Genomic DNA, 26,248 nt, shown 5'->3' with positions numbered 1-26,248 from the left:
AGATTGAAATGCTGGAATGCGGAAACGCGCTTCCTGGGGGCGACTTAAGCGCGCGACTGAATCAGGGAAACCAGATCGCCCACCTTCTCCAGGTGACCGACTTCCGTCGTTGAAAACTTGAGCGAAAATTCTTTTTCCACGGCGAGGATCATGCGGATGTGGCTCAGGCTGTCCCATTCGTCGACGTCCTTCGCTGTCATCTCGGCGGTCGGCACAATCGAGTCATCGTCGAAAATGTCCTGAAAAATTGGTGTCAGGCGCGAATAAATTTCGGCTGCGTCCATCCGAAAATTTTCTCCTCAATCGAGTTGCTGCTCAGCGGCAGAGTTGCATGGTCTGGCGCTGCTATCAGGGCAGAAGGTATTCACTGGCCTGTCCAAATCCTGCTCAGAATAGCAGAACGTCTGCCGTTCTCCTGCAGCAGTTTACAGGCGGATGCATAGATATCGGTAGGAGCGGTTACCGCAGGAATCTTCTGCGTAGATATGCTCGCACCGGTTCGTCGTAGGCCAGCATTACGATCGTTGCAATGGCTGTCATCAGCAGTACGCCGAAGGTGACGGGCAGTCCCAATCCTCCCGCGGCCAGATTGTGCTTTTCGGCGTAGTCGCCCCATATCCAGATGATGGAGTAGTGCGTCATGTACAGCGGATAGGAGAGATTCCCGGACAGGCGGCAGAGCTTTTCTGCCCGCGGTGAAATCTTTGCGCCTGCGCCCAGTGCCAGGAGCAGCGGGAAGTAGATGGCGATCACTGCCACCTCCCGCACCCATCCGCCCTTGGCGTAGGGCATGACAAACGCCAGGATCAGCAATACGCTCAGCGATCCGAAGCCCAGGCGGGTACGAAGCCGCCATCCCATCCGGTACACGAGCAGCCCTGCCAGGAACGAGAAGGCCACGCGCGCGCCTCCATCCCAGAAGTTCCGCGAGCTCCATCCGCCCGGGAGATTGCCTGCGTGATGTCCTGTCCAGCACAGCATCACAGCAGCCGCCAGCGTCAGTACAGCCAGCACACTGCGCTTCATGCGATATAGCCCGATACCGAAGAGCAGGTTCGCCACATACTCCCAGAACAGCGACCATGCCGGCGCATTCAGGCTGAACAGGTTATGAGATCTCTCCTTCATTACGCCGAAGGGAATCATCAAGAGTCCGAGCAGAGTCATCAGAGCAACTTTGCCCGGGCCATAACCGGGAGTAGCCCCATATGGATTGGCATAGAAGGCGATCAGGCCCAGCAGCGTTCCGAAGATCACCATCGGATGTAGCCGGATCAGGCGGGTTTTCAGGAATTTACCCAGCCCCATTGCTCCGATGCGGCCGTCATACGCGTAGCCCATCACGAAACCGGAGAGGCAGAAGAAGAAGTCCACCGCCAGGAATCCGTGGCCGATCCACAGCTTGCTGTAGTTCCAGATCACCATTTCCATGAAGTGGAAGATCACGACGCAGATCGCCGCGACGCCGCGCAATCCGTCGAGCACAGCAAAATGCGGCTTCTCGCCGCCTTTCGCTGAGGTTTTTATGGCTATTTCTGATTCCAACACACTCTCGTCTGGCATGAAGAGAACTTCCGGCGATTGGGATAGGTTTGCTGCTCATGCCACGGAGTCAGGCGATCTGTCACCGTCACACTTACTTTTTTACCCGCTGGAAAGGAACGACCTGCACGGTCGTTTCGCGCATTTCGGCAAGGAAGCGATTGAGGACCGAGCCGCGGAAGAGGATCTCGAAGCGGGAACGTGCGGACTGGCCGAAGACGACGTGCGAGATGTTTTCCTGGCGGGCGAAGTCGATGAGGGTATCGGCCACGCTCTTGCCTTTGAGGTTGACGACATGCGCGCCAAGCTCGCGAGCCATGCGCTCCGCCTCTTCGAGGCGGGCAAAGCCCTCGGGGTTCTTGTTGCGGAGATCCTTACTCGGTGTGTCGACGTAAACCGCGTACCAGTTGGTGGCGAGGCGACCGGCGATGCGGGCTCCGACGCGAAGCAGCCGCTCGGCGCCGGGACGCGAGGTGAGGCAGACCATCACCTTCTCGGGGATGGGCGCCTGTTCGAGTCCCTGGGTGCGGCGGTATTCAGCTGCGGCGGAGCTCACCTGCTCGGCGGTGGTGCGCAGGGCGAGCTCGCGGAGCATGTTGAGATTGCCCTTGCGGAAGAAATTGGCAAGCGCCTGCTCGACCTTTTCCGGGGCATAGATCTTTCCGTCACGCAGGCGGGAGCGAAGCTCGTCGACGGTGATGTCTACGTTGACGACCTCATCGGCGCGCTTGAGGAAGCTGTCCGGAACGGTTTCGCGAATTTGTGTGCTGGCGGAGCGGGAGACGGCGTCATTCAGTGTTTCGAGATGCTGAATGTTGACCGCGGTCATCACGTTGATGCCTGCATCGAGCAATTCCAGGACATCTTCGTAGCGCTTGCGATGGCGTGAGCCGGGGACGTTCGAGTGGGCCAGCTCGTCGACGACGCAGAACTGCGGCTTGCGGGCGAGGATTCCGTCGAGATCCATCTCGCGCAGGGTGACGGCGCGATACTGGATATCCTTCTGAGGAATGATCTCGAGCCCGTCGAGCAGCGCGGCTGTTTCGGCGCGGCCATGCGTCTCCACGACACCGATGACGACATCGACGCCGCTTTTATGCAGCTGATGCGCATGCTCGAGCATGCGGTAGGTCTTGCCGACGCCGGGTGCGGCTCCAAGATAGACGCGGAGTTTCGCTGGTTCGGGTACAGCTTCAGCCGGAGGACGGAGATCGGGTGCGCTGGCGAGGACTTCGTGCTGAGCCGGATCTTCAGGGAGCGGGTTAACAGGCTGGGGCTCGATCATCCCACCTCCACCGTGTGACGGCTGGCGAGTTGGTTTGCCGTGGGCAGCGTAAAGCTGAAGGTCGTGCCATGGCCGAGCTTGCTCTCCACCGAGACCTGGCCGCTCATGGATTCGACGAGCCGGCGAACCAGCGCGAGGCCAAGGCCGGTACCGGAGGAGTCCTGGGAGAAACGGCCGAAGATGGTAGGCAGGCGCTCAGCCTCGATACCGCGGCCGCTGTCACGGACAAAGAACTGCACGCCGTCCTTGATCTCCGTGGCCGAGAGCTGGATGACGCCGCCTTCGGAGGTATAGCGCAGCGCATTGAGGACGAGGTTATCGAGGATAGAACGCATGGCGCGGCGATCGGCTTCGACGTAAGCAAGGTCGGCAAAAGCCTGCACTTCGAGGTCGATTTTCTTCTGGCGCGCCTCGGCGCGATGCCGGGCTGCCGATTCCTGCAGGATGTCAACCGGGCGCAGGCGGTCGAGCTTCATCTGGCGGCGTCCGGTTTCGAGCTCGCCGACTTCGATCAGATCGGCCATCAGGTCTTCGAGCTGTTCGGATTCATCCTGAGCGCTGGTGATGAGATCGCGCTGCAGTGGGCGGAGCTCTCCGGCATATCCCTGGGCCAGAGCATAGAGCGACATGCGGAGACGGTGCAGCGGGTCGCGGAGCTTCTGCGAGGCGACGGTGAGGAAGCGCGTCTTGAAGCGGTCGACCTCCTGCATCTCGGTGATATCTTCGAGAACCGTAACGGCGCCGAGCAGACGGCCTTCGCTGTCGCGCATGGGCGTGGTGCGCAGGCGATAGCTGCGCTGGGCGCGGCCAATGCGCAGGGGTAGCACGGCGGCTTCGCCTTCGGTGGTGGAAGCGCGCTGCATGGTGACAGCCCGGCGGACGGCGGAAAGGATTTTTTCGCCGCCGGGAGTGTTCGTCAGCAGCATGCGGTCCGAGGGTGCGCCCTCCAGCAGCTCCATGGAGGCCTGGTTGAGCTTCAGAACATGGCCTTTGGCGTCAGTGACGATAACCGGCTCGAAGATGGACTGGACGACGGCATCGGAGAGCTGATGTTCCATCTGCAGGCGTCCGGACTCGGTTTCGCGCAGGTCGCGGAGGCGCACGGCGAATTTGTTGAGTTCGGTGGCGATAATGCCCAGGTCATCCTTCTGGCGCCATTCAATACGGTGCTGCAGGTCGCCCTGTCCGATGCGGCGTGCGGCCTTTGCTGTCTTCCGGATGGGTGTGATGATGAACACAACCATGGTGGCCGTAATGAGCAGGGCGGTGGCAATGCTGGCGCCGCAGGCGCTGATAAGCCGCGCGCGGAGCATATCCTGGCGATGCTCGAGACCGCCGACGAAGGCGTCGTGATGCGAGCGGAGGGCGTCGAAAGCGATGAAAACCTCGCCACTGAGTTTTTCGAGCTCCGGCGCGATGTGGCGGATACCTTCATGATCCCGGTGTGTGAGATTCGTGTGCTCGGCGTGGAGGCGTTCGAGGGGGACATGCGGATCGAAGGCGGCGACGGTGGGGATGGCGGCAGTGAAGACCTGCTCGGTGTTATGAATCTGTGCGATCAGGTCCTGGTAGCGCTGCGGTGCGGGATCAGTCTCCGCGCGTGCAGCAGAGAGCTCCTCACGGGCCAGGGCAGCGCGAACCGAAGAGAAGGCTGCCAGAGCCCGGTCGGCGGTGTGAACATCCGCGTCCAGCGAGGCGATGGTCACAAAAGAGGCACGCACAAGCATGCTCACGCCAGTAACAAGGGCGACGAGCAGCAGGCATCCCAGGAGCAGCCTTTGATACAGGGTGAGCATCGGTTGCGGGTGTGGTAAAAGCCTTTCCGGAAAGACAGATGCCTTCAGGCTATTGGCGCCCGGGTTGCAATGCAAGTATTGGTTGGGCGGCGGGAGGCCCTGGTCCGGATTCATTCCGGATCAGGATGGAATCCGGAATGAGGAACGCGCCGGGAGCGGGTGCTCTCCGGCGCGTTTTCCTCAGGAAAGCAGCTTCTTCACCAACGCATCTGTTTCTTTTTCCAGGTCGTGGTGTGCCTCACCGGTTGCAGGCCCGGAAAAGCCGGTGTGGATGGCTTTTACCTGGCCGTCACGCCCGATGAAGAAGGTTGTCGGCCAGCTGTCGAGATGATCGACACCGGGAAGCTTCTCGTTGAGCTGGTCAGGCGTGCCGGCCAGCAGCACCTGATAGCTGAGGCCATAGCGCTGGATCATGGCGCGCAGGCGCGTCGGGTTGGCAAGCTGCTTCTCTTCTTCGAAGCTAAGCTCGACCACATCCAGGCCGCGTGCATGGTACTTGCGATAGAGCGATTCGAGCAGCGGCGCTTCGTCGTGGCAGTTCGGGCACCAGCTTCCGCCGATGGATACGATCACGACCTTGCTTTTAAATGCAGGATCGGTGCTGGAAACGGTCTTGCCGTTGAGATCTTTCGCAGAGAAGGTCAGCGGTTGCGATGGGTTGTGAAGCCGGGTGTGCTGCAGCGGATCGTCGGGGGTGGCCAGCCCCGCAGCGCGCGCCTGCTGCGGACGGCGCGCGGTCCAGGTCTGCGAGGCTCCACCATGCGATGGAACGGTGAGCTGGAGCGTGCCATCGGCCTGTGGGCGCAATACCGCATAGGAGGGGCCGGCGGCGGTGAAGTGGCTGATTTCATACTGGCCGTTGCGCCATACGCCATAGAGGCTGCCGGTATCGCCATCGATGCGCTGGATCACGGCCTCCACGTTTGGTCCTGACTGCTTGACGTGGAGCGTCCACGCCGACTCGCTCTTGGCGCTCTTGACCTCGACCTCCCAGTCGCCGCCGATAGGGGCCGGGGCCGGCGATGGCGACTCAGGCTTTGCATTTTTTTCCGCGGTGAAAGCGATACTGCGCCCGCGGCCGGAGAAGGTGCCGGTAAGCGTTCCGCTCTGCAGGGTGGCATCGAGGGTGTTCGCGTAGTAGTCGAACTGTAGTACGAGATGACCGTCCGAGTAGCTGCCGCTTGAAGATGCGGAACGCTGCTTACCGTTGAGCAGCGCGGCTTGCACCTGCGTGCCGCTGCCGTGGACTTCGAAGCGCAGGGGAACCTGCTGACCGTTGTACTGGGCCGTTCCGGACCAGGTGCCGTCGATGCTGGTGGCCGGTGACTGGGCAAGAGCGGTGGCTCCGGCAAGCGCGAGGATGCCGGCGAGTGGCCATGCGTAGAACTTCTGCGGAGAAGGCACGATGGAAATCCTTTCTGAGATGGAACGCCGGCATTTCGCGTGCGGATCAGCCTGAAGAACAATCCTGAGACAGGCTGCGGCCTGGGGAAAGAAGCGGCCCGCGTACGAAAAGCCCGGAAGCTCCGGAAATAAAGAGGAAAAGGGTGCGCGAAGAGAACGACGCCGGGTCAGTCGATCAGCGACAGGCTGAAGGACGACAACAACAGCGATGCGTTGGCGCGGAAACCATGCATTCAGTATAGGGCCTAAGCTGGCGAGGACGTATCAAAAGGAAGAGAGAAACGGCATGAGAACATGGCGCGAAGGAAGACGTTCTCCTTCGCGCCATGGTTTTCAGTCTGTCGTTGCGGCGAGATGCTTGCGCACGTCTCTGGTCGCTGCGCACATCGCTTCGAGTGCAGCCGATACTTCTTTCCAGCCGCGGGTTTTGAGGCCGCAGTCAGGATTGCTCCACAGTTTTTCCGGCTCGATGACCTCGAGTGCCTTTTCGAGCAGCGAGCGCATCTCGTCGCGCGAAGGCACGCGTGGGGAGTGAATGTCATAGACGCCGGGGCCGATTTCGTTCGGATACCTCTGCTCGCGGAAGGCCTGCAGCAGCTCCATCTTCGACCGCGCCGCTTCCATTGAGATCACATCCGCATCGAGCGCGGCGATCGAGGGTAGGATGTCCTCGAACTCGCAGTAGCACATGTGCGTATGGATCTGCGTTGCGTCTTCGACCGCGCTGGTGGCCAGGCGGAAGGCCTTCACTGCCCAGTCAAGATACGTTGCCCAGTCGGCGTGACGCAGCGGCAGGCCCTCGCGCAGCGCAGGCTCGTCCACCTGGATGATGCGGATGCCGGCGCGTTCGAGATCGAGAATCTCCTCGCGCAGGGCAAGCGCAATCTGCCAGGTGGTCTGGCTGCGGGGAATGTCATCACGGACAAACGACCACTGCAGGATGGTGATGGGGCCGGTGAGCATGCCCTTGATCGGTCGTTCGGTGAGTGAGCGCGCATACTCGGTCCAGCGTACTGTCATGGGTTGCGGGCGCGAGACATCGCCGTAGATCACCGGCGGTTTGACGCAGCGCGAGCCGTAGCTCTGCACCCAGCCGTTGCGGGTGAAGGCGAAGCCTTCGAGGAACTCGGCAAAGTGCTCGACCATGTCATTGCGCTCGAACTCGCCGTGTACCAGCACATCGAGACCAATGCGCTCCTGCTCGCGAATGCAGTCCGCAATGGCTTCGCGCAGGAAGGACTCATACTGACCTGTGCTCTCGATACCCTTTCGCCACGCGGCGCGATGCTTTCTCACTTCGGCCGATTGCGGGAAGGAGCCGATGGTCGTGGTGGGCACGAGCGGCAGACCCAGTTGTTTGCGCTGGGCTCCGGCTCGCGCAGGATACGGTGAACGGCGCGTGAAGTCTGCCTCGCCAAGCGATGCGAGCGCAGTGCGGACCGTGGCGTTGGTCGTGCTCTCGGCTTCTTTGCGGTCGGCAAGATCGGCTTGATTCTGCGTGAGGACCGAAGTTTCGTTGCGAGCCAGCGCGGAGAGGTCGCGGAGCTTCTCCTCGGCAAAGCGCAGCCAGCGAAGTAGGCGCGGCGGCAGAGCCGTCTCCTCGCGCAGATCATGCGGCACATGCAGCAGCGAGCAGGACGGTGCCGCGATGACCCGCTCCTTGCCGAGGACGCGGACGGCCTCATCGATCTGCAAACGAGCAGCCGAAAGATCGGTGAGCCAGATGTTGCGGCCGTCGATGCAGCCGAGACTGAGTGTCTGTTCCGGATGCAGCGCGTTGAGCACCGTCTGGAGTTGTTCGGGTGCGCGTACCAGATCGATGTGCAGCCCCGCGGTGCCGAGGCTGACGGCCAGGGGGAGATTATCGCCCAGCGCACCGAAGTAGGTGGTGAGCATCAGGCGTACCGGGCTCTTGCTCAACCGTGCGTAGATGCTGCGATAAGCCTCGGCAAGTGTGGGAGTGAGATCGGTGATCAGCAGCGGCTCATCGATCTGGACCCAGGAAACATTGTTGGCCGCGAGTGTATCGAGGATGGAGAGATACACAGTGGTGATGCGATCGACCAGCTGCAGCGGATCGAAGCCGTTGACGCCCTTGCCGAGAGCAAGCAGCGTGACAGGGCCGAGCAGCACGGGCCGGGGATCGATGCCCAGCGCGCGGGCTTCGGCTATTTCGGCGAGCAGCCGCCGTGTGTTCGGCGTAAACGCGAGACCTTCGGACCACTCGGGTACGAGGTAGTGATAGTTCGTGTCAAACCACTTGGTCATCTCCATCACGGGTTGCGTGGAGCTGTTGCGGGCCGTCGCGAAATAGCGCTCGAGCGTGACTTCGCCGCTGCCGAAGCGCTCGGGCGTTGCTCCAATCAGGACCAGCGCATCAAGTACCTGGTCGTAAAGCGAGAAGTCGTTTGTCGGAATGACGTCGATGCCGGCTTTGCGTTGCACGCGCCAGTGCTCGTGGCGCAGTGAGCCTGCGGTCTGGAGAAGCTGCTCTGCATCGATGGCGCCGGTCCAGAATTTTTCCAGTGCGGCCTTGAGTTCGCGATGGCGGCCGATGCGTGGAAAGCCCAGATTCGCGGTGGTGACGGAAACGGAAGATAAGGGTGTCGCAGAATGCATGTGTCGGTTCTCTCCTGTTGCGAAAGAACCACCCGTGCGCAGGCTTTACCTGCGCGAAGACGCAGGCATGAGCAGTGGCGGCCGGTCCAGTCCACGAGAACGGCAAACCTCAAGCGCACCCACGGTCAGCTACCAGCGCCTCCGTGGTGGTGGCGGCAGGCTGGTGTTCGGACTTGAGGGCCGCCTACTCCATGGCCGCTTCCCATCCGTGAAAGGACAGTGCGTTGGCTCTTCGCCGTGCCACGTTTCGTTCCCCATACCGCTGCGGGACAGTGCCGGATTCACACCGGCTTCCCATTTCGCAGAGCTCGCAAAGAGCCCTGACCTGCTCAAAACCAGTGTACAGGGTTGTGTGTCATCGTTCGGAGAAGGTCAGGCGCAGCGCCGGTCCTGCGCGGCCATCTCTTCGCGCAATTCAACGAGCCACTGCTGTACTTCGGCGTGCCTATCGTTCGACTTCTCGTTGCCGAGAGCCTGCTCGAGTTGCGATGCCAGTGCGCTGCCGCGCGGCATGCCAAAAGTGCCCAGCACTCCGGCCAGTTTGTGCGCGGCGGATTCCGCCTGCTGGCGCAGGGAATCATCCAAAGTGCCGGCGGCGAGTGCCTGCCCGGCCTGCGTCAGCACGGAGATGCGCTCTTCGAGCGTCGCGCGGCTGCTGATCCAGATCCCTCGCAGCGCCTGTGCTATTTTTTCTTGCGCTGTCGGGTCCGTCATCGCGGACTCACGGTGTTCATTCCGCGCTCCACCCAAGCGCGTCGGATATCTGCTGGACGAGCGTCATCGGATCGAAAGGCTTGAGCAGGATGGCCGCGACGCCGAGCGAAGCGAAACGCTTCTGATCCGCTCCCTGGACCTTCGCGGTGAGCAGAATAACCGGGATCTGCGCGATCTCGGGAATCTTCTGCATCTCCTGGAATGTTGTCGGTCCATCCATGCCGGGCATCATCACGTCGAGCAGGATGGCATCCGGTTTTTCCTGGCGGGCGCGCTCAATGCCATTGCTTCCCGAGTTGGCCGTCAGCACGGTCCAGCCTCCGATCATCTCGAGCGTGAGGCCGGCTACCTCGCGGATATCGTCGTCGTCATCGATGATGAGAATGCGCCTGGACATGGTCGTTGCTCTGATCTTTTATTGTTCCGCCGTTTCGGCGGTCTCATTCGAGAAGGGAAGCTCCATGGTCATGGCATCGCGGCCGGAGTCGTGAAGCATGGCGACCACCAGCTCTTCCACTTCCTGTGGTTGCACTTTCGCCTTGGTGAGAAACTCTGTTTGTCCCAGGCGCAGTTCTGTCTGCTCTTCAGCGGGTACTTCTCGCGCAGAATATACCACCAGCGGCAGCCGGCGCATCAGGGGATGGAGACGGAGCCAGCGCACCAACTCCAGGCCGTGGCCATCAGGCAGCGCCAGGTCGAGAATGATGAGGTCCGGTGCACTCTGTTCGCAGAGCGCGATGGCTCGGCCTACCGTGGCTGCATGCCGGATAGAGAAACCGGCGCGCTCGAGGGTGGTCGTCATCACCTTCGCCAGGTCTTCATCATCTTCCACCAGAAGAACGGAGGTACTGTTCTGCGTGTTTTTGAGCACTCTCCTTAATTCGGCGAGCAGCGAGGCCTCTTCGACCGGGCGCTGCAGCCAGGAGTCCGCAGTGCGAGCCGCGAGGGGTTTATCCGTAAGGGAAAGCAGGCTGAGAACCACGATGGGGATGGTGGCGGTTTCAGCATCGCTCTTGAGGGCTTCCATGGTTTCGAAGCCGTTATGCGGCTGATGCGAGAGGCCGAGCAGGATGGCGGAGAGCGGGAAGCGATGGGCAAGTTGCATCGTCTGCTCCCTGTTCTCCGCTTCGTAGATGCGGTAGCGGTGACGGCGCAGCGGCTCGGCAATGGTGCGGCGAACCTCCGCATCGGGCTCGCAGATCAGCAGCGTAACGGCCTCGGAAGAGGCGGGTGCGGGATGCATGAGCGCAGGTCCGCTGTCGGCAAGCGCGGCAGGAAGCACGATGCGGAAGGTCGATCCTGTTCCGCTGTTTTGCTCTGCCCAGATGCGGCCGCCGTGTTGTTCGACGATGGTGCGGCAGATGGCCAGACCGAGACCGGTGCCTCCCTTCTGCCGTGAATCCGATGCATCGACCTGGTGGAAGCGGTCGAAGATGCTTTCCAGCTTATCTGCGGGAATGCCGCGCCCTTCGTCGATAACACTGAGCGCCAGTCCCTCGGAAGCCGAGCCAACAACAATGCGTACACGGGAGTTTCTGGATGAGAACTTGATGGCGTTGCTCAGCAGGTTGGTCAGCACCTGGTTCAGCCGGTCGGGATCAGCTTCGATCGAGATCGGCTCGGCTTCGACGCTCAATGTGACGCCGGCACTGTCAGCCACGGGCTGCATGGAGTCGGCGACCTGGCGGGCGAGTTCGTGTACCGCGCATGGCCGCAAGGCGAGAGGGGCGCGGCCGGATTGCATGCGCTCGAGATCGAGGATGTCATTGATGAGGCGCACCAGTCTGTCGGAGTTTGAAACCGCAATACGCAGCAGGTTTGCCGCCTTGTCGTTGACCTCGTTCAGTAAGCCATGGGAGAGCAGGCCCAGCGCGCCGCGAATGGAGGTAAGCGGCGTGCGCAGTTCGTGGCTCACCGTGGAGATGAATTCGTCCTTCATGCGGTCGAGCGCATAGCGCTGGCTGATGTCGCGGAAGCTGAGCACGCTGCCGACGACGACACCGCGCTCGATCATCGGCGTGAGCGCAAACTCCACGGGGAAGTTCGAACCATCGGCGCGGTAGAAGACATCCTGACCGCTGGAGGCCTCATGGATGTGCAGCGCCCTTTGCAGCACGCAGGTCTGGTTGCAGTTGCCTTCCTGGTGAAGCAGAGCATGCAGGGGCTGCCCGGCTAGGTCTTCGGTGTCGGCCGAGAGCATCTCGGCTGCCGCAGGATTGACGAAGTCGACGCCGTTCTCCGAGTTGATGCCAAAGATGCCGTCGGCCACCGAGTTCAGGATGAACTCCTTCTGGCGATTCAGCTCCTGTACGCGCCGTTCCTGGGAGAAGCGGGCCATGAATTGTCCCAGCGAGGCGCAGACGGTTTCGACAGAGGCCATCGTCTCGGCATCCTCGCGCTGACGCTGGCGGCTGAAGAACTCGACGACGGCGATGACCTGATTGACGGCGCGAACAGGCACGGCCCAGCCGGTCTGCAGCCCTTCGATACGGGCTGCGAAGCGCCGTTCGAAGGCGCGCTCATCGCGCAATTCTTCAATCCAGCGCGGCGCTCCGGCATTCCAGACGATGCCCGGGAGCCCTTGTCCGCGGCTGAAGACGCGGAAGCGGGTTTCTCTTTGAAACTCATCATAGATGTGGCCCGGTGTCGACCACCCGAACTGGAAGCGGATGAGATCGCTGCTTTCATCCACAACCCATAGATTGGCGAGATCGCAGGAGAGGCTTGCGCACAGCGCGCCGAGCACCTTGGGGAAGGCTTCTTCCGCAGTCGTCGACTCTCCGATCATCTGGTTGATCTGCAGCTGCATGCGCAGCCGGCGTTCGCGGAGGTTCTGTTGTGTCACATCGCGGAAGATGCAGCGCACGGCAACCGGTCGGCCTTCGCTGTAGCGGCAGCTGAGGCTCGCGGCAGCTTCGACGGGGCGCCCTTCCGTATCCAGCAGCTTCAGCAGTTCGCCTTCCACATTCTCGCCCTTAAGCGCGCGGCGAAAGAGAGCCGCTGCCTCTGCCTGGGCGACGACAGGGAAGGGCGACTCGAAGCTGATGAAGCTCTGGAAGCCCTCGGAATTGATGCCGAACAGAGCCTGCCATGCAGGGTTGACGTAGAGATAGCGTCCGCGCGGGCTCAGCGTGGCGATCATCTCCTGCGAATTGTCGAAGAGATCACGATAGCGGTCTTCGCTCTCCCGCAGTGCCTGCTCGGCGCGCTTGGTCGAAGAAAGATCCATCGACACGCACACCAGGCCGGTCACCTGGGCCGTAGCACTGCGCACCGCCCCCAGATAGACCATCGCCGGGAAGGTACTGCCGTCCTTGCGGCGATATTGCATCTCGATGCCGCGCACGCGGCTGGCAGGGGAGCCGGAAACATAGTGGATGAAGCGGGCCATCAGGGATTCCGGCAGGGCTGCACTGGCCCCGCGCTGCAGGGCGGGAAGCTGGGGGCGCGAGGCGATGCGCCGGCCTACGCGTTCCAGTTCTCCGTCCAGAAACAGTTCTTCAATGTTGAGCCGGAGACACACCTCCGACTCGGTATACCCCAGCATGCGTTCGGCAGCCGGATTGAAGATGAGGATCATGCCGTCCAGATCGGTGGCCATGATCATGGGCCCGGCGGAATCCAGGATGCTTTGCTGGAGCTGGGAAATCTGTTGCAGCTGCCCCTCGGATTCGCGCTGATGGCGGGCTGCCCGGAAACTGGCCAGTGCCGCTGCGACGAACAAAATCTGGGCGACGCTCCAGAGGATAAGCAGGCGTGGCAGAACCGGGCCACGCAAAAGCTGAGATATATCCGCGCTGAACAGAAGAAGGGCTCCGCCGACAGAGAGCAGAAGTGCCGCGGCGAAGAGGGGGATGTGAAGGCGACTGACGCGGAATTCGGCCATGAGCGGTTGCCGCTGAGAAGTAACTCCAGACTAGGATTACCTAGGTAATTGTAAGGTGTCCAGACGGAAATGACGCGGATGCCGTCGAGTTACCCAACGAGGTAGTCCCGCCTCTGAGTCTTCGGCCGAATCTTTCGAGAGGAGAGCAGATTCCGGTGTCAAGAACAGGTTCTAGGCGCGCGATCTGCGGCGAGGCTCCAGCTCCAGTCCGCGCTCGAAGGGAATGAGCTTGGCTGTCGGCCGGGATTGGCCCGTAAAAGCGGTTTCGCGCCGTGCCGAGGAGCGGCAAAGAGACCAAAACCAGACAAACGTAGCGACATACAACGCAGCAAGAACCTCAACTGTGAGCCACACAGCCAACTCCAAAGCAGAAAATGCAGGGATCTGCGCGGGGGGAGACAAATCCAGTTGCAGATATTACTCCATGGAAAATACGACCGGCGAGAGGAAAAGCCATTTTTTCAGGGAAATTCGCTCCAGCGAGCCGCTTCCGGTATAGGGTTAGCCCGTAAGTGTCACAAAGAAAACCGCCCGCCGTGGTGGCGGGCGGTTCTGCTTCTGCAGTGACCGGTTCAGTTACGCGGTAACCGGCTCGAGCAGGCGAGCCCAGCGGCGGGTCGGACGCTCGGCGTGTGCGTTCTTGTGGTAGGCATAGCCGGTGACCAGCGGCAGAGCCAGGGTGGCTTCGCTGTAGACCATCTGCTCGAAGGTGGTGTCGACCTTGCCCCACGAGCTGGCTTCCTTGAGGGTGCTCGAGGAGAGCGCGCCGTCGCGGACGTCGGCCACCGTGATCTGGATGGCGTACTTGTGCATCGGGGCATCCTGGCCGAGGATGTCGGCGGCCACCACGATGTCCTGCGCGAAGTTCTTGGGCACGCCGCCGCCGATCATCAGCAGGCCGGTGGTCGGGTTGGCGATCTTCAGCTGGGTGATCTCGTAGAAATCCTTGGCCGAATCCAGCGAAACCTTGGGCTTGTCACCACGGGCGTGCTGATGGGCGACCAGGCCGAAGCCGGCCGAGCAGTCGCTGAACGCCGGGCAGAAGATCGGCACATCGTACTGGTAGGCCGCGTAGACGATCGAATCGACGCCGCCCTTTTCCGGGGTCTTGCCTTCCTTCTCAAGGTAGGCGCCCATGGCGCGGATGAACTCGCGCGAGCTGTAGGGACGCGGGTCGAGCGAGTCGGCGATCTTCAGCGTGGTGTCGTCGCAGATGCGCAGCTCTTCTTCGTCGATGAGCGTGTCGTAGATGCGGTCGATCATCAGCTCGCGCAGCACGCCGTCTTCGGTGCCCTGCTTGAGCAGGTCGCTGGCGATCCAGTGCTTGAAGCCGAGGGCTTCGAAGAAGTCCTGGTCGACGATGTTGGCGCCGGTCGAAACGATCGCGTCCACCATGTTGTTGCGGATCAGATCGATGAAAATCTGCTTGAGGCCGGCGGAGATCAGAGAACCGGCGAGACAGAGGATGACGCCGCATTCCTTATCGCGCAGCATCCGCTCGTAGATCGAAGCAGCGCGGTTCAGGTCACGCGAGCTGAAGGCCATGTGCTCCATGGCGTCGACGAGGGCCACGACATTGTGCTGCTTGATGTCGATGTGCTGAATAGGGTCGGTGAGAAGTTCCTGTTTCGTAGGCATAGCCACTCCAGAATATCAACCTTTGCCAGTAAATCTAAGGGTTTTTGATGAATTTCACGTGAGCCGCAGATTGCGGCGGTGCGTCTCCGGACAGCCCCGTTTCCTGGTTTCATCGCCGTTGTGAAAGAGGATGGTTATACTCGCCGGATGAACCGCTTTGCTTCTGTCCGTTTTCGTTCGCGGCTGCTTCGTGTGGCCACTTTGTCGCTCCTGCCGCTCGTGGCTGTGCCGCTCTCCTTCGGATGGGGCGATGTGGGGCACAAAATGATCAATCGGCTGGCCGCGGAAAGCCTGCCGGATGATGTGCCCGCCTTTCTGAAAACGCCGGAAGCCATCAACGAGATCGAATATCTCGGACCGGAGCCGGACCGATGGCGCTCGCCGGCCGAGCCCGAGCTCAATGCCGCGCAGGCGCCCGACCACTTCATCGATCTGGAGTATGCCGAGGTAATCGGCAAGCTGCCTCGCCGCCGCTATGATTACATCGCTGCGCTGACGGCGGCCGAGATCACGCACCCGGATATGGCCCGTCAGCTGGAACCGGACAAGGTCGGCTTTCAGCCTTACATCACGAATGAAGTGTGGGAGCGTCTCAAGGCCGCGATGCGTGCCTATCGCGACCTGAGTGCGAAACACGAAGACACGAAGCCCGTGGAAGCGGCGATCCTCTACTATGCCGGCTGGCTCGGCCACTATGTCGGCGATGGCTCGATGCCGCTGCACGTGACGCGCGACTACAACGGCTGGGTGGAGAAGGAAAATCCCAACGGCTACACCACCGATCACAAGATCCACGGGCAGTTCGAGAGCGTCTTTGTCGGCGCCAACATCAAGCCGGAAGACGTAAAGCCGCTGATCACTCCCGTGCATCCGGTCAGCGATGAATGGGACGCCTATCTCGACTACCTGCATCGCACCGGCACGTTCATTGAAAAGGTCTATCAGCTCGACAAGGATCATGGCTTCGACGGCGCAGGTACGCCGGAGGCAAAACAATTTACGGCCGAGCGGCTCGCCGCCGGCGCCAGCATGCTGCGTGACCTGATCGACTCGGCTTGGATCGAGAGCGCGCAGCCTGTACCAGAGTGGCATCCGGCAGAGCCATCTCCGGCAAAGCCTAAGGGGATGTAACAGTAGGGCATTCGATACGATGCTTGCGATGCGGAGATGCTTTATCGGCGTCTCCGCATTTTTGCTCCCGCGTGGGAGCGCTTCTCATTGTCCCGATACGGCCTCGGCATAGATGTGGGTATAAGAAGCCTTTATCGGGGGAATAAGTCTTTGCATCGAAGCTCCTTCCGCGCATACTGACGGCCTAAGATGCATCCAAGGCAGGGAAACGCGCAGTGCCGAAAGGAGCCGATGACCCAGACGCAGTCTCGATGTAAGTTCGACAGTCCGCTGCTTCGCGAATACTTTCTGGATGGTGCCTTCGATGAGATGTTTACGCCGGAAGGCGAAATTCGCCCGCATTACGAGGCCTTGCTCGCCGTACTTGCGTCCCTGCCTCCTGAAGAACTGAAGCGCCGGAAGCAATCGGCAGATGTGTCCTTCCTGATGCAGGGCATCACCTTCACGGTCTATGGACGGGAAGAGGGCACGGAGCGCATCTTCCCCTACGATCTGGTTCCGCGCCTGGTAACGGGCGAAGACTGGGACCGGATCGAGCGTGGCCTGACGCAGCGCATCACCGCGCTGAACCTCTTTCTCCACGACGTCTATCACGAGGGCAAGATCCTGGCGCAGGGCGTAATCCCGCGCGAGGTGGTTTACAGCTGTCAGCACTTTCGCCGCCAGATGCGCGGGCTGCAGGTGCCGCGCAACGTATATGTAGCCGTGGCTGGCACAGATCTGCTGCGACTGAACTCGGGCGAGTTTGTCGTGCTCGAAGACAACCTGCGTGTGCCCAGCGGTGTGAGCTACATGCTCACCAACCGGCGCATCATGAAGCGCACCCTGCCGCGGCTCTTCCGCAGCTATGGCGTGCGCCCTATCGAGCACTACACGCAGGCACTCCTGAGCACGCTGCGCTCCATCGCGCCCGAAGGTCGGCCGGAGCCGACGATCGTGCTGCTCACACCGGGTGTCTATAACTCGGCCTACTTCGAACACACCTATCTCGCACGACAGATGGGCATCGAACTGGTCGAAGGCCGCGACCTCGTGATCCACGACAACATTGTGTACATGCGCACGACCGCCGGGCTCAAGCGCGTGGATGTGATCTATCGCCGCGTGGACGATGACTTCATCGACCCGCTGGCCTTCCGTCCGGACTCGATCCTTGGCGCAGCCGGCCTCTTCAATGCTTATCGCGCTGGCAACGTAACACTCGCGAACGCCTTCGGTACCGGCGTTGCCGATGACAAAGCGCTCTATGCCTATGTGCCGGCGATCATCCGTTATTACCTGGATGAAGACCCGATTCTCAACAACGTTGAAACCTACCTGATGACGGAGAAGTCGCAGCGCCAGCATGCGCTTGCAAATCTCGACAAGCTGGTGGTGAAGGCGGTTGGCGAGTCGGGTGGTTACGGCATGCTGATCGGGCCGCAAAGTTCGGCATCGGATCGTGAAGAATTCAAACGGCGCATCGAGGCCAATCCGCGCAACTATATCGCGCAGCCCACGCTCGACTTCTCCCGCTCGCCCTGTCTGCTGGAAGATGGCAGCATCGAGCCGCGGCACGTCGATCTGCGCCCCTACATCCTCTATGGAGATAAAGTCACCATCGTGCCCGGAGGACTCACGCGTGTCGCTCTGCGCAAGGGCTCTCTTGTCGTGAACTCTTCGCAGGGCGGCGGCAGCAAGGATACGTGGGTGCTCAGCTAGAAGGCTTTCAGTGGAACGGGTTTTGCATTCGTAACAGCAGGAGTAATATTTGCTTTCTCGTGTGGCAGATAGTCTTTACTGGACCAGCCGCTACCTGGAGCGCGCCGAACATACTGCGCGCATGGTGGATATCAACCTCGGTCTGATCCTAGATAAGTCGCAGGTGAGCGCGGAGCGGCGCTGGCAGCGCGTGCTGGCCGCGCTGGGCATGCCGACGGAGATCGAGGCCACGACGGATGTCTACTCCCTGGTCTATAAACTGTGTTTTGACGGCACACTTCCAGGATCGGTGATGACCTGCGTCTTCGCTGCACGCGAGAATGCGCGGCAGATACGCGAGGAGATCAGCAGCGAGCAGTGGCAGCGCGTGAACCGGCTCTTTCATGAGATTACGCGCCTGAAGCCGTCTTCCCCGTCGGAGATGCAGCTGGCCGAGTTTCTCCCCGCTCTGATCGACGGCGTGCATCTGTTTCAAGGGGTCACCGATACCACATCGAGTCATGGCGAGGGATGGCAATTCCTGCAGGTAGGGCGCTTTCTCGAACGGGCATCCGCTACTGCGAATCTGCTCGACGTTTATCATCGCGATGTCTTTTCGCGGACCGACGACACGCTTGCCGCCTACGAATACCTGGAGTGGATCGGGCTGCTGCGCACCTGTACGGCATTCGAGGCCTACTGCAAGGTGTACACCGCCGATCTGACGTATGAGCAGATCATCGAATTTCTCCTGCTCGACTCCGAATTTCCGCACTCGATCCGTTACTCCGTCGAGCGGCTGAACCAGTCGCTGGAGGCAATCCGGAATGAAGGGCGCGGCCTGCATGCAACCGAATTGATGCGCGTTGCCGGAAAGCTGAAATCATCGCTTGCCTATGCGCAGATTGGGGAGATCCTCGAGCATGATCCCGGCCGCTATATGCGGAGGATCGTGGAAGAGTGCCGCCAGGTGCATAACCTCATCTACGAGGTCTACATCCAGTATTCGGTGCAGACCGCGCTGGCCATGTAAGGAGAGACCATCATGCTGTTTTATTCCATCCGGCACCTGACCAAGTTTGTCTACAGCAGCGATGTGAGCGAGAGCGTGATGGAGGTGCGCATGCACCCACGCAGCGACAGCAATCAGCGCTGCCTCAGCTTTTCGCTCTCGGTCAGCCCGCGCTGCCGCGTTTTCTCCTATCGTGATCATCTGAGCAACAACATTCATCACTTCGACATCCCCGGCCAGCATGGACAGCTGGTTGCCGTTGCCGAATCGCTGGTCGAATACCAGCCGCTGGCCGATATCCCTTCCTTCCTCGCGCCGGATGCGTGGGCGGAGCTCGATGCGATGGTCGCCGAGGGCGATTACTGGGAGATGCTGCTGCCAAGCGAGTTTGCGCGGCCTGCCCCTCTGCTGGAGCGGCTTGCAAAAGAGGTTGGCGCGTGCCGGCGCGATGATCCGATGATGCTGTTGCGCGAGCTGAATGATCGCCTATATGACACGTTCAGCTATTCTCCGCGCACCACGCGTGTGGATTCGCCGATCGACGAGGCGCTTGCCTCTCGCCAGGGCGTCTGCCAGGACTTCGCGCACATCATGATCGCGCTCGTGCGGCAGATGGGCATTCCATGCCGCTATGTGAGCGGCTACCTGTATCACGACAAGCACAATCGCGATCGCTCTCTCTCTGACGCCACGCATGCCTGGGTGGAGGCGCTGCTGCCTCATCTGGGATGGGTGGGCTTCGATCCGACGAATGCCCTGGTCGCCGGTGACCGGCATATCCGTACCGCTCTGGGTCGCGACTATGCCGATGTGCCTCCGACAAAAGGAGTCTTTCGTGGACGGACCTCGAGCGACCTCTTTGTCGCGGTGCAGGTGACGGCTTCGGCGCGGCCGCCGGCGCTGGATCAGGAGATGCCCATCCCTGAGGATTGGTCGATGCTGGTGGAAAAAGCGCAGGCTCCTCCACCACCGCCGGCAGAGCCATTGTTGCAGTTGCAGCAGGCACAACAGCAGCAGTAGGCAGAAAATCCCAGGATTTCCCACGGATTCATGCGCCCGCTCGGCGCGTTGCCGTTTCCTGTCTGTCCGCCGCCCTCCCCTGCCGCGTGCGCCATGGCGTACAATGCCGCCGTCTGGGGAAGAGTCTCCGGCACATACGATTCATCGGCATCTATGATTTTTTTGCGGCCAGCTATCCGAGTGCGAGCCTCTTCGGATATAGTTTGGTGGTCAGACCTCGTTGGCTCTGGATGGTGTTGTCCAGCAGCACTGGTCGAACCGCTCTAGGGGAGTACAAGCGTGGCTTTGATTCATCCGGATCGTCTCTTTCCTTCCGATTCCCACGCCCGCAGGATTGCGCGGGAATTGTATGCCAGCATTGTTGATCTGCCGATTGTGAGCCCCCACGGGCATACCCAGGCGGGATGGTTTGCGCACAACGAGCCTTTTCCGAACCCGGCCAAGCTCTTCGTACAGCCGGACCATTATGTCTACCGGATGCTTTACAGCCAGGGCGTTTCGCTCGATGCGCTGGAGATCGGGGTGCCGGAGATCAAGAATCCCCGCGAAGTGTGGCGGATTTTTGCACGTCATTACTATCTGTTTCGCGGTACGCCGACGCGGATGTGGCTCGATTATGAGTTCCAGGAGCTCTTTGGTCTGACCGAGCGGTTCTCCGAGCAGACAGCGGACTTCTATTACGACGTGATCGACGAGAAGCTGCGCTCTCCGGAATTCCTTCCCCGTGCGCTTTTTGAGAAGTTCCGCATTGAAGTGCTGGCGACCACCGATTCGCCTCTGGACTCGCTGGCCGATCATCAGGCCATCCGTGATTCCGGATGGGGCGGCCGCATCATTCCGACCTTCCGCCCCGATCCAGTCGTCGATCCGGATTTCGCCGGCTTCCATGACAACATCCGCCGGCTTGGTGAGCTGACTGGGGAGGACACCGGCACCTGGAATGGCTACCTCCGCGCGCTCGAGAAGTCGCGTGCCCGCTTCAAGGCGCTTGGTGCGACGGCCACCGATCACGGTCATCCGACGGCACAGACGGCTGATCTCTCGCCCGCGGCTGCGGCCGAGCTATTCGCAAAGATTCTCGGACCGAATGCCGATGCGGTCAGCCAGGAACTCTTCCGCGCGCAGATGCTGACCGAGATGGCGCGTATGAGCGTCGAAGATGGTCTCGTGATGCAGCTGCATCCAGGCAGCTCGCGCAATCACAACCGCAAGATCTTCGAGAAGTACGGCCGCGATACCGGGGCAGATATTCCGATGGCCACCGATTACGTGCACGCGCTGAAGCCGTTGCTCGGTCTTTATGGCAACGAGCCCGGATTCCGCATGATTCTCTTCACGCTGGACGAGTCCACCTACAGCCGGGAACTGGCGCCGCTTGCCGGGCATTACCCCTGCCTGCGGCTGGGGCCGCCGTGGTGGTTCCATGACAGCCCGGAGGGCATGTTGCGCTTCCGCGAGATGGCAACCGAGACCGCGGGCTTCTACAACACGGTGGGCTTCAACGACGACACGCGCGCCTTCCTGTCGATTCCGGCGCGGCACGATGTCGCCCGTCGTACGGATTGCGCCTACCTTGCGCGGCTGGTGGCCGAGCATCGTCTGGATCAGGATGAGGCCTTTGCCGTTGCGCGCGATCTCACCTATAACCTGGTGCGGCAGGCATATCGCCTCTAACCTGTGCGATGGGAAGGTGTGAATGAGCTCGATCGATAAACTTCCGGCAGATCCGCTGGCGGATGCCAGCGAGGCGAACCGGGGACGGGTGCGATGGACCATCTGCGCGATGCTGTTCTTCGCCACGTCGATCAACTACATGGATCGCCAGGTGATCGCGCTGCTCAAGCCGACACTGGCGGTAAAGATTGGACTGACCGAGCTCAATTACGCCTATATCGTGGACGCCTTCCAGGTGGCCTATGCGCTTGGACTGATATTGGCCGGACGTATCGTCGATAAGATCGGCACGCGCATCGGTTACATGCTGGTCATGGGCGTCTGGAGCCTTTCGGCGATGGGTCACGCGCTGGCCAGTTCCGCAATGGAGTTCGGTGTTGCGCGATTCTGCCTCGGTCTCGGCGAGTCAGGCAATTTTCCCGCGGCCATCAAGACGGTGGCTGAGTGGTTTCCGCAGGGCGAGCGCTCTCTGGCCACGGGCATCTTCAATTCCGGAGCGAATGTAGGCGCGATTCTTGCGCCCCTGGTAGTCCCATGGATCACGCTGCGTTTCGGTTGGCGTGCCGCCTTCCTCGCCACCGGAATCTTCAGCATGCTGTGGATTCTGTGGTGGTTCAAAAACTATCGCAAGCCCGCCGATCACCCTACGCTCACCGGTTCTGAGCTGCGCTATATCTATCAGGAAGCAGCGCAGCAGATGGGGCCTTCGGTGCCGTGGCTGCGGCTGCTCGGCTACCGGCAGACATGGGCCTTCGCGCTCGGCAAGTTTCTTACCGATCCCATCTGGTGGTTTTATCTCTTCTGGCTGCCGTCATACTTCAGTACGAAGTACCATCTGGACCTCTCGCACCTGGGGTTGCCGCTGATCCTCGTCTACAACATGTCTGCGATCGGCAGCATCGGCGGCGGATGGTTGCCTGCGCCTTTCCGTAAGCTGGGCTTCTCGCCGGAGGTCTCGCGCCTCGCAGCGATGGGTTTCTGCGCACTGCTGGTTGTTCCTGTGTTCACCATCGGCAGCCTGCACTCGGAGTGGGCAGCGATTGCGCTGCTGGGCATCGCGGCGGGAGCGCATCAGGGCTGGTCGGCGAACCTGTTTACGACGGCATCGGACATGTTCCCGCGTCAGGCGGTTGGTGCCGTGGTCGGCATCGGCGGCATGGCCGGCTCGGTAGGCGGCGTGCTGCTGGCCAACTTCACCGGACACGTCCTCCAGAAAACGCAGAACTATAGTGTGCTCTTTGTCATCGCATCCAGCGTGTATCTGTTGGCGCTGGTGGTGATCAACCTGTTGGCGCCGAAGCTGCGCCGCGCGGAGTTTGCAGTATGAGTCTTTATCTTGCAACAGGCACGCCGGAGAGTGACTTTACGCCGGAGCAGATCCGCTCGATGGTCTTCGAAGCGTTGGGGAAGCTGGGCGTGCGCAAGCGTGTCCTAGCAGTGCCGCCGGACCTGACCCGCTATCACTCCCGCGCCGGTGAGCTGACACAGATGGCCTGGCAGTACTACGGCTCGCAGATGGAAGCGATCCTGCCTGCGCTTGGCACGCATACAGCCATGACGCCCGAGCAGCTGACACGTATGTTCGGCGATGTGCCGCACTCGTTCTTCCGCGTGCACAACTGGCGCACCGACGTCGAGACCATGGGCATTGTGCCTGAAGACTTTATCTATGAAGTCTCGGAAGGCAAGCTGCGCTACGAGTATCCGGCCCAGGTCAACAAGCTGATCTCGCGCGGCGGCTTCGATCTGGTGCTCTCGATCGGACAGGTGGTGCCGCATGAAGTCATCGGCATGGCCAATTACAACAAGAACATTCTTGTCGGCGCAGGCGGCGTGGACGGCATCAATCGCAGCCATTATCTCGGCGCGGTCTACGGGATGGAGCGCATCATGGGGCGCGCGAATAATCCTGTCCGCGCCGTGCTGAACTACGGGGCCGATCACTTCCTCAAAGACATTCCCATCGTCTATGTGCTCACGGTCGTCGGGCGCAAGTCCGACGGCGCGCTTGCGCTGCGCGGCCTTTTCGTCGGCGATGACGTGGAGTGCTTCCACCTTGCAGCCGATCTCAGCCTCAAGGTGAACTTTGAGATGCTCGATGAGCCGATCCAGAAAGCCGTCGTCTATCTCGAACCACACGAGTTCCACAGCACGTGGCTGGGCAACAAGGCAGTCTATCGCACGCGCATGGCGCTGGCCGATGATGCCGAGCTGATCATCCTCGCGCCGAACGTGCGCGAGTTCGGTGAGGACCCGACCATCGATAAGCTGATCCGCAAGTATGGCTATCGCGGTACGCCGAATACGCTCGCGGCCGTGGAGCAGCATGCCGATCTTGCCGGCGATCTGAGCGCGGCAGCACACCTCATCCATGGTTCGTCGGAAGGACGCTTCCGCATCACCTGGTGCCCGGGCAAGCTCACACGTGAGGAGATCGAAGGCGTCGGCTTCCAATACAGCGATCTCGCAACGATGACCAAACGCTATGACCCCGAGAAGCTGCAGGACGGCTACAACCTCGTCGATGGCGAAAAGATTTTCTACATCAGTAATCCCGGCCTCGGTCTGTGGGCCTACCGGGGACGTTTTTCAAATGGATCGTAACCAGGAAAGGGAAGCGAAGTGGAGCTGAGTAAATATTCCGTAGGCGTCGGAGATCGGTTCGCGCATCAAGCGAAGGCGCAGCTGCAGGCCTGCATTCTCGCGGCAAAGGCGGGCGTGGAAGTCATTCCTGTCTGGAATAAGTCAAATCGCGAGCACACGATTATTGGGTCCGAGCCCTCACAGACGCGGGCTGCGGTGGACGCCGCGGTGAAGGCATTGGGATGGACGAAGCCCTACCATTGCGATGCCGATCACATCACGATTGCCACGGTAGACCGCTTCCTCGCTCCCTGCGACTTCTACACCATCGATGTGGCCGATTACATCGGCAAGCCGGCCGAGCAGGCGAGCATCGATGCCTTCGTCTCGCATCACAGTGAGCTTCTGGGCAAGATCAAGCTCGAGGGCGTGGATGAGAGCTTCGAGATCACTCCGGAGTTGCTCCGAGCGACCGCGGCAAAGTTCCTCTTCGCCGTGCAGGAAGCGGGCAAGGTCTATCGCAAGATCGAGAGCGTGAAGGGGGCCGGCAATTTCATCCCCGAGATATCGATGGACGAGACCGATGCCGCGCAGTCGCCGCTCGAACTGCTCATCATCCTTGCGGCCGTCGCCGATGAGAAAATTCCTATCCAGACCATCGCGCCGAAGTTCAGTGGCCGCTTCAACAAGGGTGTCGAATATGTCGGAGATGTAGAGCAGTTCGAGCGCGAGATGGCGCTCGACATGGCTGCGATCCGTCACGCGGTTGCGCAGTATGGCCTGCCGAAGAACCTGAAGCTCAGCGTGCACTCAGGCAGCGACAAGTTCTCCATCTATCCGGCAATTCATCGCTGCATGAAGCGCTTCGATACCGGTGTGCACTTGAAGACCGCCGGCACCACCTGGCTCGAAGAGCTGATCGGCCTGGCCGAAGCAGGCGGCGACGGCCTCGCGCTGGCGAAGCAGATTTACGCTGATGCCTATGCGCATCGGGAAGAGCTTTGCGTGCCCTACGCCACAGTGATCGATATCCATCCCGACGGCCTGCCTGCGCCCGAGGTAGTCAACGGCTGGAGCTCGGATGAGTTCACCTCCGCTTTGCGTCACGATCAGAGCTCACCGAACTACAACCCCAATCTGCGCCAGCTTCTGCACGTCGGCTTCAAGATCGCGGCGAAGAAGGGAAGCCGGTATCTCGATCTGCTCGAGTCGAACGAGGAGATCATCGCGAAGAACGTGACCGAGAATATCTTCGATCGGCACATCGTTCCTGTATTTCTGGGCGGCAAGCAGAAGAGCGGATCGGAGCATACGGCATGAGCAGTTCCATTCTTAGTCTGGAAGGCAAGACCGCAGTCGTAGTGGGCGGAACCTCGGGCCTCGGCCTGGCGATCAGCCTGGGCCTCGCCGATGCCGGCGCCGATGTCGTGGCTTCGGCGCGGCGTGCCGAGCAGGTGGAAGCAGCAGCCGCCGAGATTGAAGCGCGCGGACGCAAGACGCTGCGTCAGCCCTCAGATGTGGCCGATCGTGCCTCGCTGCAGAAGCTGCTGGACGCAACGCTCGCGGCCTTCGGAAAGGTCGATATCCTCGTTAACTGCGCCGGGCGCATCAAGCGCGCTCCGACCCTCGACTTCGACGAGACTGAGTGGACGGCCATTGTCGACACGAACCTGACAGGTACGCTGCGTGCCTGCCAGATCTTCGGCCGCCACATGCTCGAGCGTGGATCTGGTCGTATCGTGAACATCGCCTCGCTGAATACCTTTGTTGCGCTGAGTGAGGTTGCCGCTTATGCAGCCAGCAAGGCTGCGGTCGCTTCGCTTACCCGTTCGCTGGCCGTTGAGTGGTCGAAGAAGGGTGTGGTGGTCAACGCCATCGCGCCGGGTGTCTTCCGCACTGCGCTCAACTCCGACCTGCTCGATAACACGCCGCGCGGCAAGGAACTGCTGATGCGCACGCCGATGGGGCGCTTCGGTAAAACGGAAGAGGTCGTCGGCGCTGCCGTCTATCTCTCGTCCGATGCGGCCTCATTCGTCAGCGGACAGGTGCTGGTCGTCGATGGCGGATTCCTCGCCAGCGGCGTAAATCAGTAGCGCCGATCAGTAAGAGTTATCCGGACAATAAGTATTTCTTCTGCGATAGGGCTGCTTCGGCAGCCCTATCGCTTTGTGCGGCAAAAAACCTTCCCTAGTGTCCATTTTTGTACGCTTTTTTGTTGCATTCGTTACTCCTCTGTCACAGAATGAAGCTCTTGCGAGCGCTGC

20 protein-coding genes and 1 riboswitch are annotated in these 26,248 nt (G+C 60.9%); of the genes, 10 read left to right on the top strand and 10 right to left on the bottom strand.

Annotated features, from left to right (window positions below; all coding sequences use genetic code 11):
- Nucleotides 1-44 precede the first annotated feature (44 nt).
- From ESZ00_RS02235 to ESZ00_RS02195, 9 genes are all read right to left on the bottom strand, one after another.
- Nucleotides 45-284, bottom strand: coding sequence for an acyl carrier protein (locus ESZ00_RS02235; protein WP_129206573.1), 240 nt, complete (start codon nt 282-284; stop codon nt 45-47).
- A 175-nt stretch (nt 285-459) separates the two neighbouring features.
- Entirely contained in the window at nt 460-1,485 is a 1,026-nt protein-coding gene (locus ESZ00_RS02230; protein WP_229740895.1) for an acyltransferase family protein, read from the bottom strand.
- 151 nt (nt 1,486-1,636) lie between these two features.
- Nucleotides 1,637-2,827: a universal stress protein gene (locus tag ESZ00_RS02225; RefSeq protein ID WP_129206571.1), complete on the bottom strand. Its 1,191-nt coding sequence runs from the start codon at nt 2,825-2,827 to the stop codon at nt 1,637-1,639.
- A complete protein-coding gene (locus tag ESZ00_RS02220; RefSeq protein ID WP_129206570.1) occupies nt 2,824-4,623 on the bottom strand; it encodes a sensor histidine kinase in 1,800 nt (599 codons plus the stop codon). Before ESZ00_RS02220 ends, ESZ00_RS02225 begins: the two co-directional genes overlap by 4 nt.
- A gap of 180 nt (nt 4,624-4,803) precedes the next feature.
- Nucleotides 4,804-6,027: a TlpA disulfide reductase family protein gene (locus ESZ00_RS02215; RefSeq protein WP_164981305.1), complete on the bottom strand. Its 1,224-nt coding sequence runs from the start codon at nt 6,025-6,027 to the stop codon at nt 4,804-4,806.
- A gap of 333 nt (nt 6,028-6,360) precedes the next feature.
- Entirely contained in the window at nt 6,361-8,646 is a 2,286-nt protein-coding gene (metE, locus tag ESZ00_RS02210; RefSeq protein ID WP_129206568.1) for a 5-methyltetrahydropteroyltriglutamate--homocysteine S-methyltransferase, read from the bottom strand.
- A gap of 141 nt (nt 8,647-8,787) precedes the next feature.
- Nucleotides 8,788-8,990, bottom strand: a riboswitch (cobalamin riboswitch).
- Between the two features lie 28 nt (nt 8,991-9,018).
- Nucleotides 9,019-9,360, bottom strand: a complete 342-nt coding sequence (locus tag ESZ00_RS02205; RefSeq protein WP_129206567.1) for an Hpt domain-containing protein — start codon at nt 9,358-9,360, stop codon at nt 9,019-9,021.
- 16 nt (nt 9,361-9,376) lie between these two features.
- Entirely contained in the window at nt 9,377-9,757 is a 381-nt protein-coding gene (locus ESZ00_RS02200) for a response regulator (protein ID WP_129206566.1), read from the bottom strand.
- 18 nt (nt 9,758-9,775) lie between these two features.
- Nucleotides 9,776-13,084 carry a PAS domain S-box protein gene (locus ESZ00_RS02195; RefSeq protein WP_268235272.1) on the bottom strand — a complete coding sequence of 1,103 codons (3,309 nt, stop codon included), beginning with the start codon at nt 13,082-13,084 and terminating at the stop codon, nt 9,776-9,778.
- On the opposite strand from ESZ00_RS02195, the gene ESZ00_RS19980 reads away from it, so the two are divergent.
- Nucleotides 12,992-13,294: a hypothetical protein gene (locus ESZ00_RS19980; protein WP_164981303.1), complete on the top strand. Its 303-nt coding sequence runs from the start codon at nt 12,992-12,994 to the stop codon at nt 13,292-13,294. The genes ESZ00_RS02195 and ESZ00_RS19980 overlap by 93 nt on opposite strands.
- A gap of 528 nt (nt 13,295-13,822) precedes the next feature.
- Here ESZ00_RS19980 and ESZ00_RS02190 read toward each other — a convergent pair.
- A complete protein-coding gene (locus ESZ00_RS02190) occupies nt 13,823-14,884 on the bottom strand; it encodes a 1,9-bis(guanidino)-5-aza-nonane synthase (RefSeq protein WP_129206564.1) in 1,062 nt (353 codons plus the stop codon).
- A 147-nt stretch (nt 14,885-15,031) separates the two neighbouring features.
- Between ESZ00_RS02190 and ESZ00_RS02185 the strand changes: the two genes are divergently transcribed.
- From ESZ00_RS02185 to ESZ00_RS02145, 9 genes are all read left to right on the top strand, one after another.
- Nucleotides 15,032-16,015, top strand: coding sequence for a phospholipase C/P1 nuclease family protein (locus ESZ00_RS02185; protein ID WP_129206563.1), 984 nt, complete (start codon nt 15,032-15,034; stop codon nt 16,013-16,015).
- Nucleotides 16,016-16,246: 231 nt separating this feature from the next.
- Nucleotides 16,247-17,716 carry a circularly permuted type 2 ATP-grasp protein gene (locus ESZ00_RS02180; RefSeq protein WP_129206562.1) on the top strand — a complete coding sequence of 490 codons (1,470 nt, stop codon included), beginning with the start codon at nt 16,247-16,249 and terminating at the stop codon, nt 17,714-17,716.
- A 49-nt stretch (nt 17,717-17,765) separates the two neighbouring features.
- The gene (locus ESZ00_RS02175) at nt 17,766-18,728 is read left to right on the top strand and encodes an alpha-E domain-containing protein (protein WP_129206561.1); all 963 of its coding nucleotides are present in this window, start codon (nt 17,766-17,768) and stop codon (nt 18,726-18,728) included.
- A gap of 12 nt (nt 18,729-18,740) precedes the next feature.
- Nucleotides 18,741-19,727 (top strand): transglutaminase family protein, encoded by a 987-nt coding sequence (locus tag ESZ00_RS02170; RefSeq protein WP_373283882.1) that lies wholly within the window; start codon nt 18,741-18,743, stop codon nt 19,725-19,727.
- Between the two features lie 285 nt (nt 19,728-20,012).
- Nucleotides 20,013-21,401 (top strand): glucuronate isomerase, encoded by a 1,389-nt coding sequence (gene uxaC, locus ESZ00_RS02165; protein WP_129207870.1) that lies wholly within the window; start codon nt 20,013-20,015, stop codon nt 21,399-21,401.
- 22 nt (nt 21,402-21,423) lie between these two features.
- A complete protein-coding gene (locus ESZ00_RS02160; protein WP_129206560.1) occupies nt 21,424-22,728 on the top strand; it encodes an MFS transporter in 1,305 nt (434 codons plus the stop codon).
- Nucleotides 22,725-24,005, top strand: coding sequence for a nickel-dependent putative hexonate epimerase (locus tag ESZ00_RS02155; protein WP_129206559.1), 1,281 nt, complete (start codon nt 22,725-22,727; stop codon nt 24,003-24,005). The genes ESZ00_RS02160 and ESZ00_RS02155 overlap by 4 nt, the downstream gene beginning before the upstream one ends.
- Before the next feature lie 18 nt (nt 24,006-24,023).
- A complete protein-coding gene (locus tag ESZ00_RS02150) occupies nt 24,024-25,304 on the top strand; it encodes a tagaturonate epimerase family protein (RefSeq protein ID WP_129206558.1) in 1,281 nt (426 codons plus the stop codon).
- Nucleotides 25,301-26,077 carry a glucose 1-dehydrogenase gene (locus tag ESZ00_RS02145; protein WP_129206557.1) on the top strand — a complete coding sequence of 259 codons (777 nt, stop codon included), beginning with the start codon at nt 25,301-25,303 and terminating at the stop codon, nt 26,075-26,077. Before ESZ00_RS02150 ends, ESZ00_RS02145 begins: the two co-directional genes overlap by 4 nt.
- Nucleotides 26,078-26,248 lie beyond the last annotated feature (171 nt).

It is taken from the genome of Silvibacterium dinghuense (genome assembly GCF_004123295.1).
Taxonomy (GTDB): domain Bacteria; phylum Acidobacteriota; class Terriglobia; order Terriglobales; family Acidobacteriaceae; genus Silvibacterium; species Silvibacterium dinghuense.
Note: the sequence above shows the minus strand (reverse complement) of the source record. Positions and strands in the feature narration are given on the sequence as shown.

Bases quoted from the DNA above. Each gene is read 5' to 3' on its own strand.
- ESZ00_RS02235 (WP_129206573.1), bottom strand. From the start codon at position 284: ATGGACGCAGCCGAAATTTATTCGCGCCTGACACCAATTTTTCAGGAC.
- ESZ00_RS02225 (WP_129206571.1), bottom strand. From the start codon at position 2,827: ATGATCGAGCCCCAGCCTGTTAACCCGCTCCCTGAAGATCCGGCTCAG.
- ESZ00_RS02220 (WP_129206570.1), bottom strand. From the start codon at position 4,623: ATGCTCACCCTGTATCAAAGGCTGCTCCTGGGATGCCTGCTGCTCGTC.
- metE (WP_129206568.1), bottom strand. From the start codon at position 8,646: ATGCATTCTGCGACACCCTTATCTTCCGTTTCCGTCACCACCGCGAAT.
- ESZ00_RS02205 (WP_129206567.1), bottom strand. From the start codon at position 9,360: ATGACGGACCCGACAGCGCAAGAAAAAATAGCACAGGCGCTGCGAGGG.
- ESZ00_RS02200 (WP_129206566.1), bottom strand. From the start codon at position 9,757: ATGTCCAGGCGCATTCTCATCATCGATGACGACGACGATATCCGCGAG.
- ESZ00_RS02190 (WP_129206564.1), bottom strand. From the start codon at position 14,884: ATGCCTACGAAACAGGAACTTCTCACCGACCCTATTCAGCACATCGAC.
- ESZ00_RS02185 (WP_129206563.1), top strand. From the start codon at position 15,032: ATGAACCGCTTTGCTTCTGTCCGTTTTCGTTCGCGGCTGCTTCGTGTG.
- ESZ00_RS02180 (WP_129206562.1), top strand. From the start codon at position 16,247: ATGACCCAGACGCAGTCTCGATGTAAGTTCGACAGTCCGCTGCTTCGC.
- ESZ00_RS02170 (WP_373283882.1), top strand. From the start codon at position 18,741: ATGCTGTTTTATTCCATCCGGCACCTGACCAAGTTTGTCTACAGCAGC.
- ESZ00_RS02160 (WP_129206560.1), top strand. From the start codon at position 21,424: ATGAGCTCGATCGATAAACTTCCGGCAGATCCGCTGGCGGATGCCAGC.
- ESZ00_RS02155 (WP_129206559.1), top strand. From the start codon at position 22,725: ATGAGTCTTTATCTTGCAACAGGCACGCCGGAGAGTGACTTTACGCCG.
- ESZ00_RS02145 (WP_129206557.1), top strand. From the start codon at position 25,301: ATGAGCAGTTCCATTCTTAGTCTGGAAGGCAAGACCGCAGTCGTAGTG.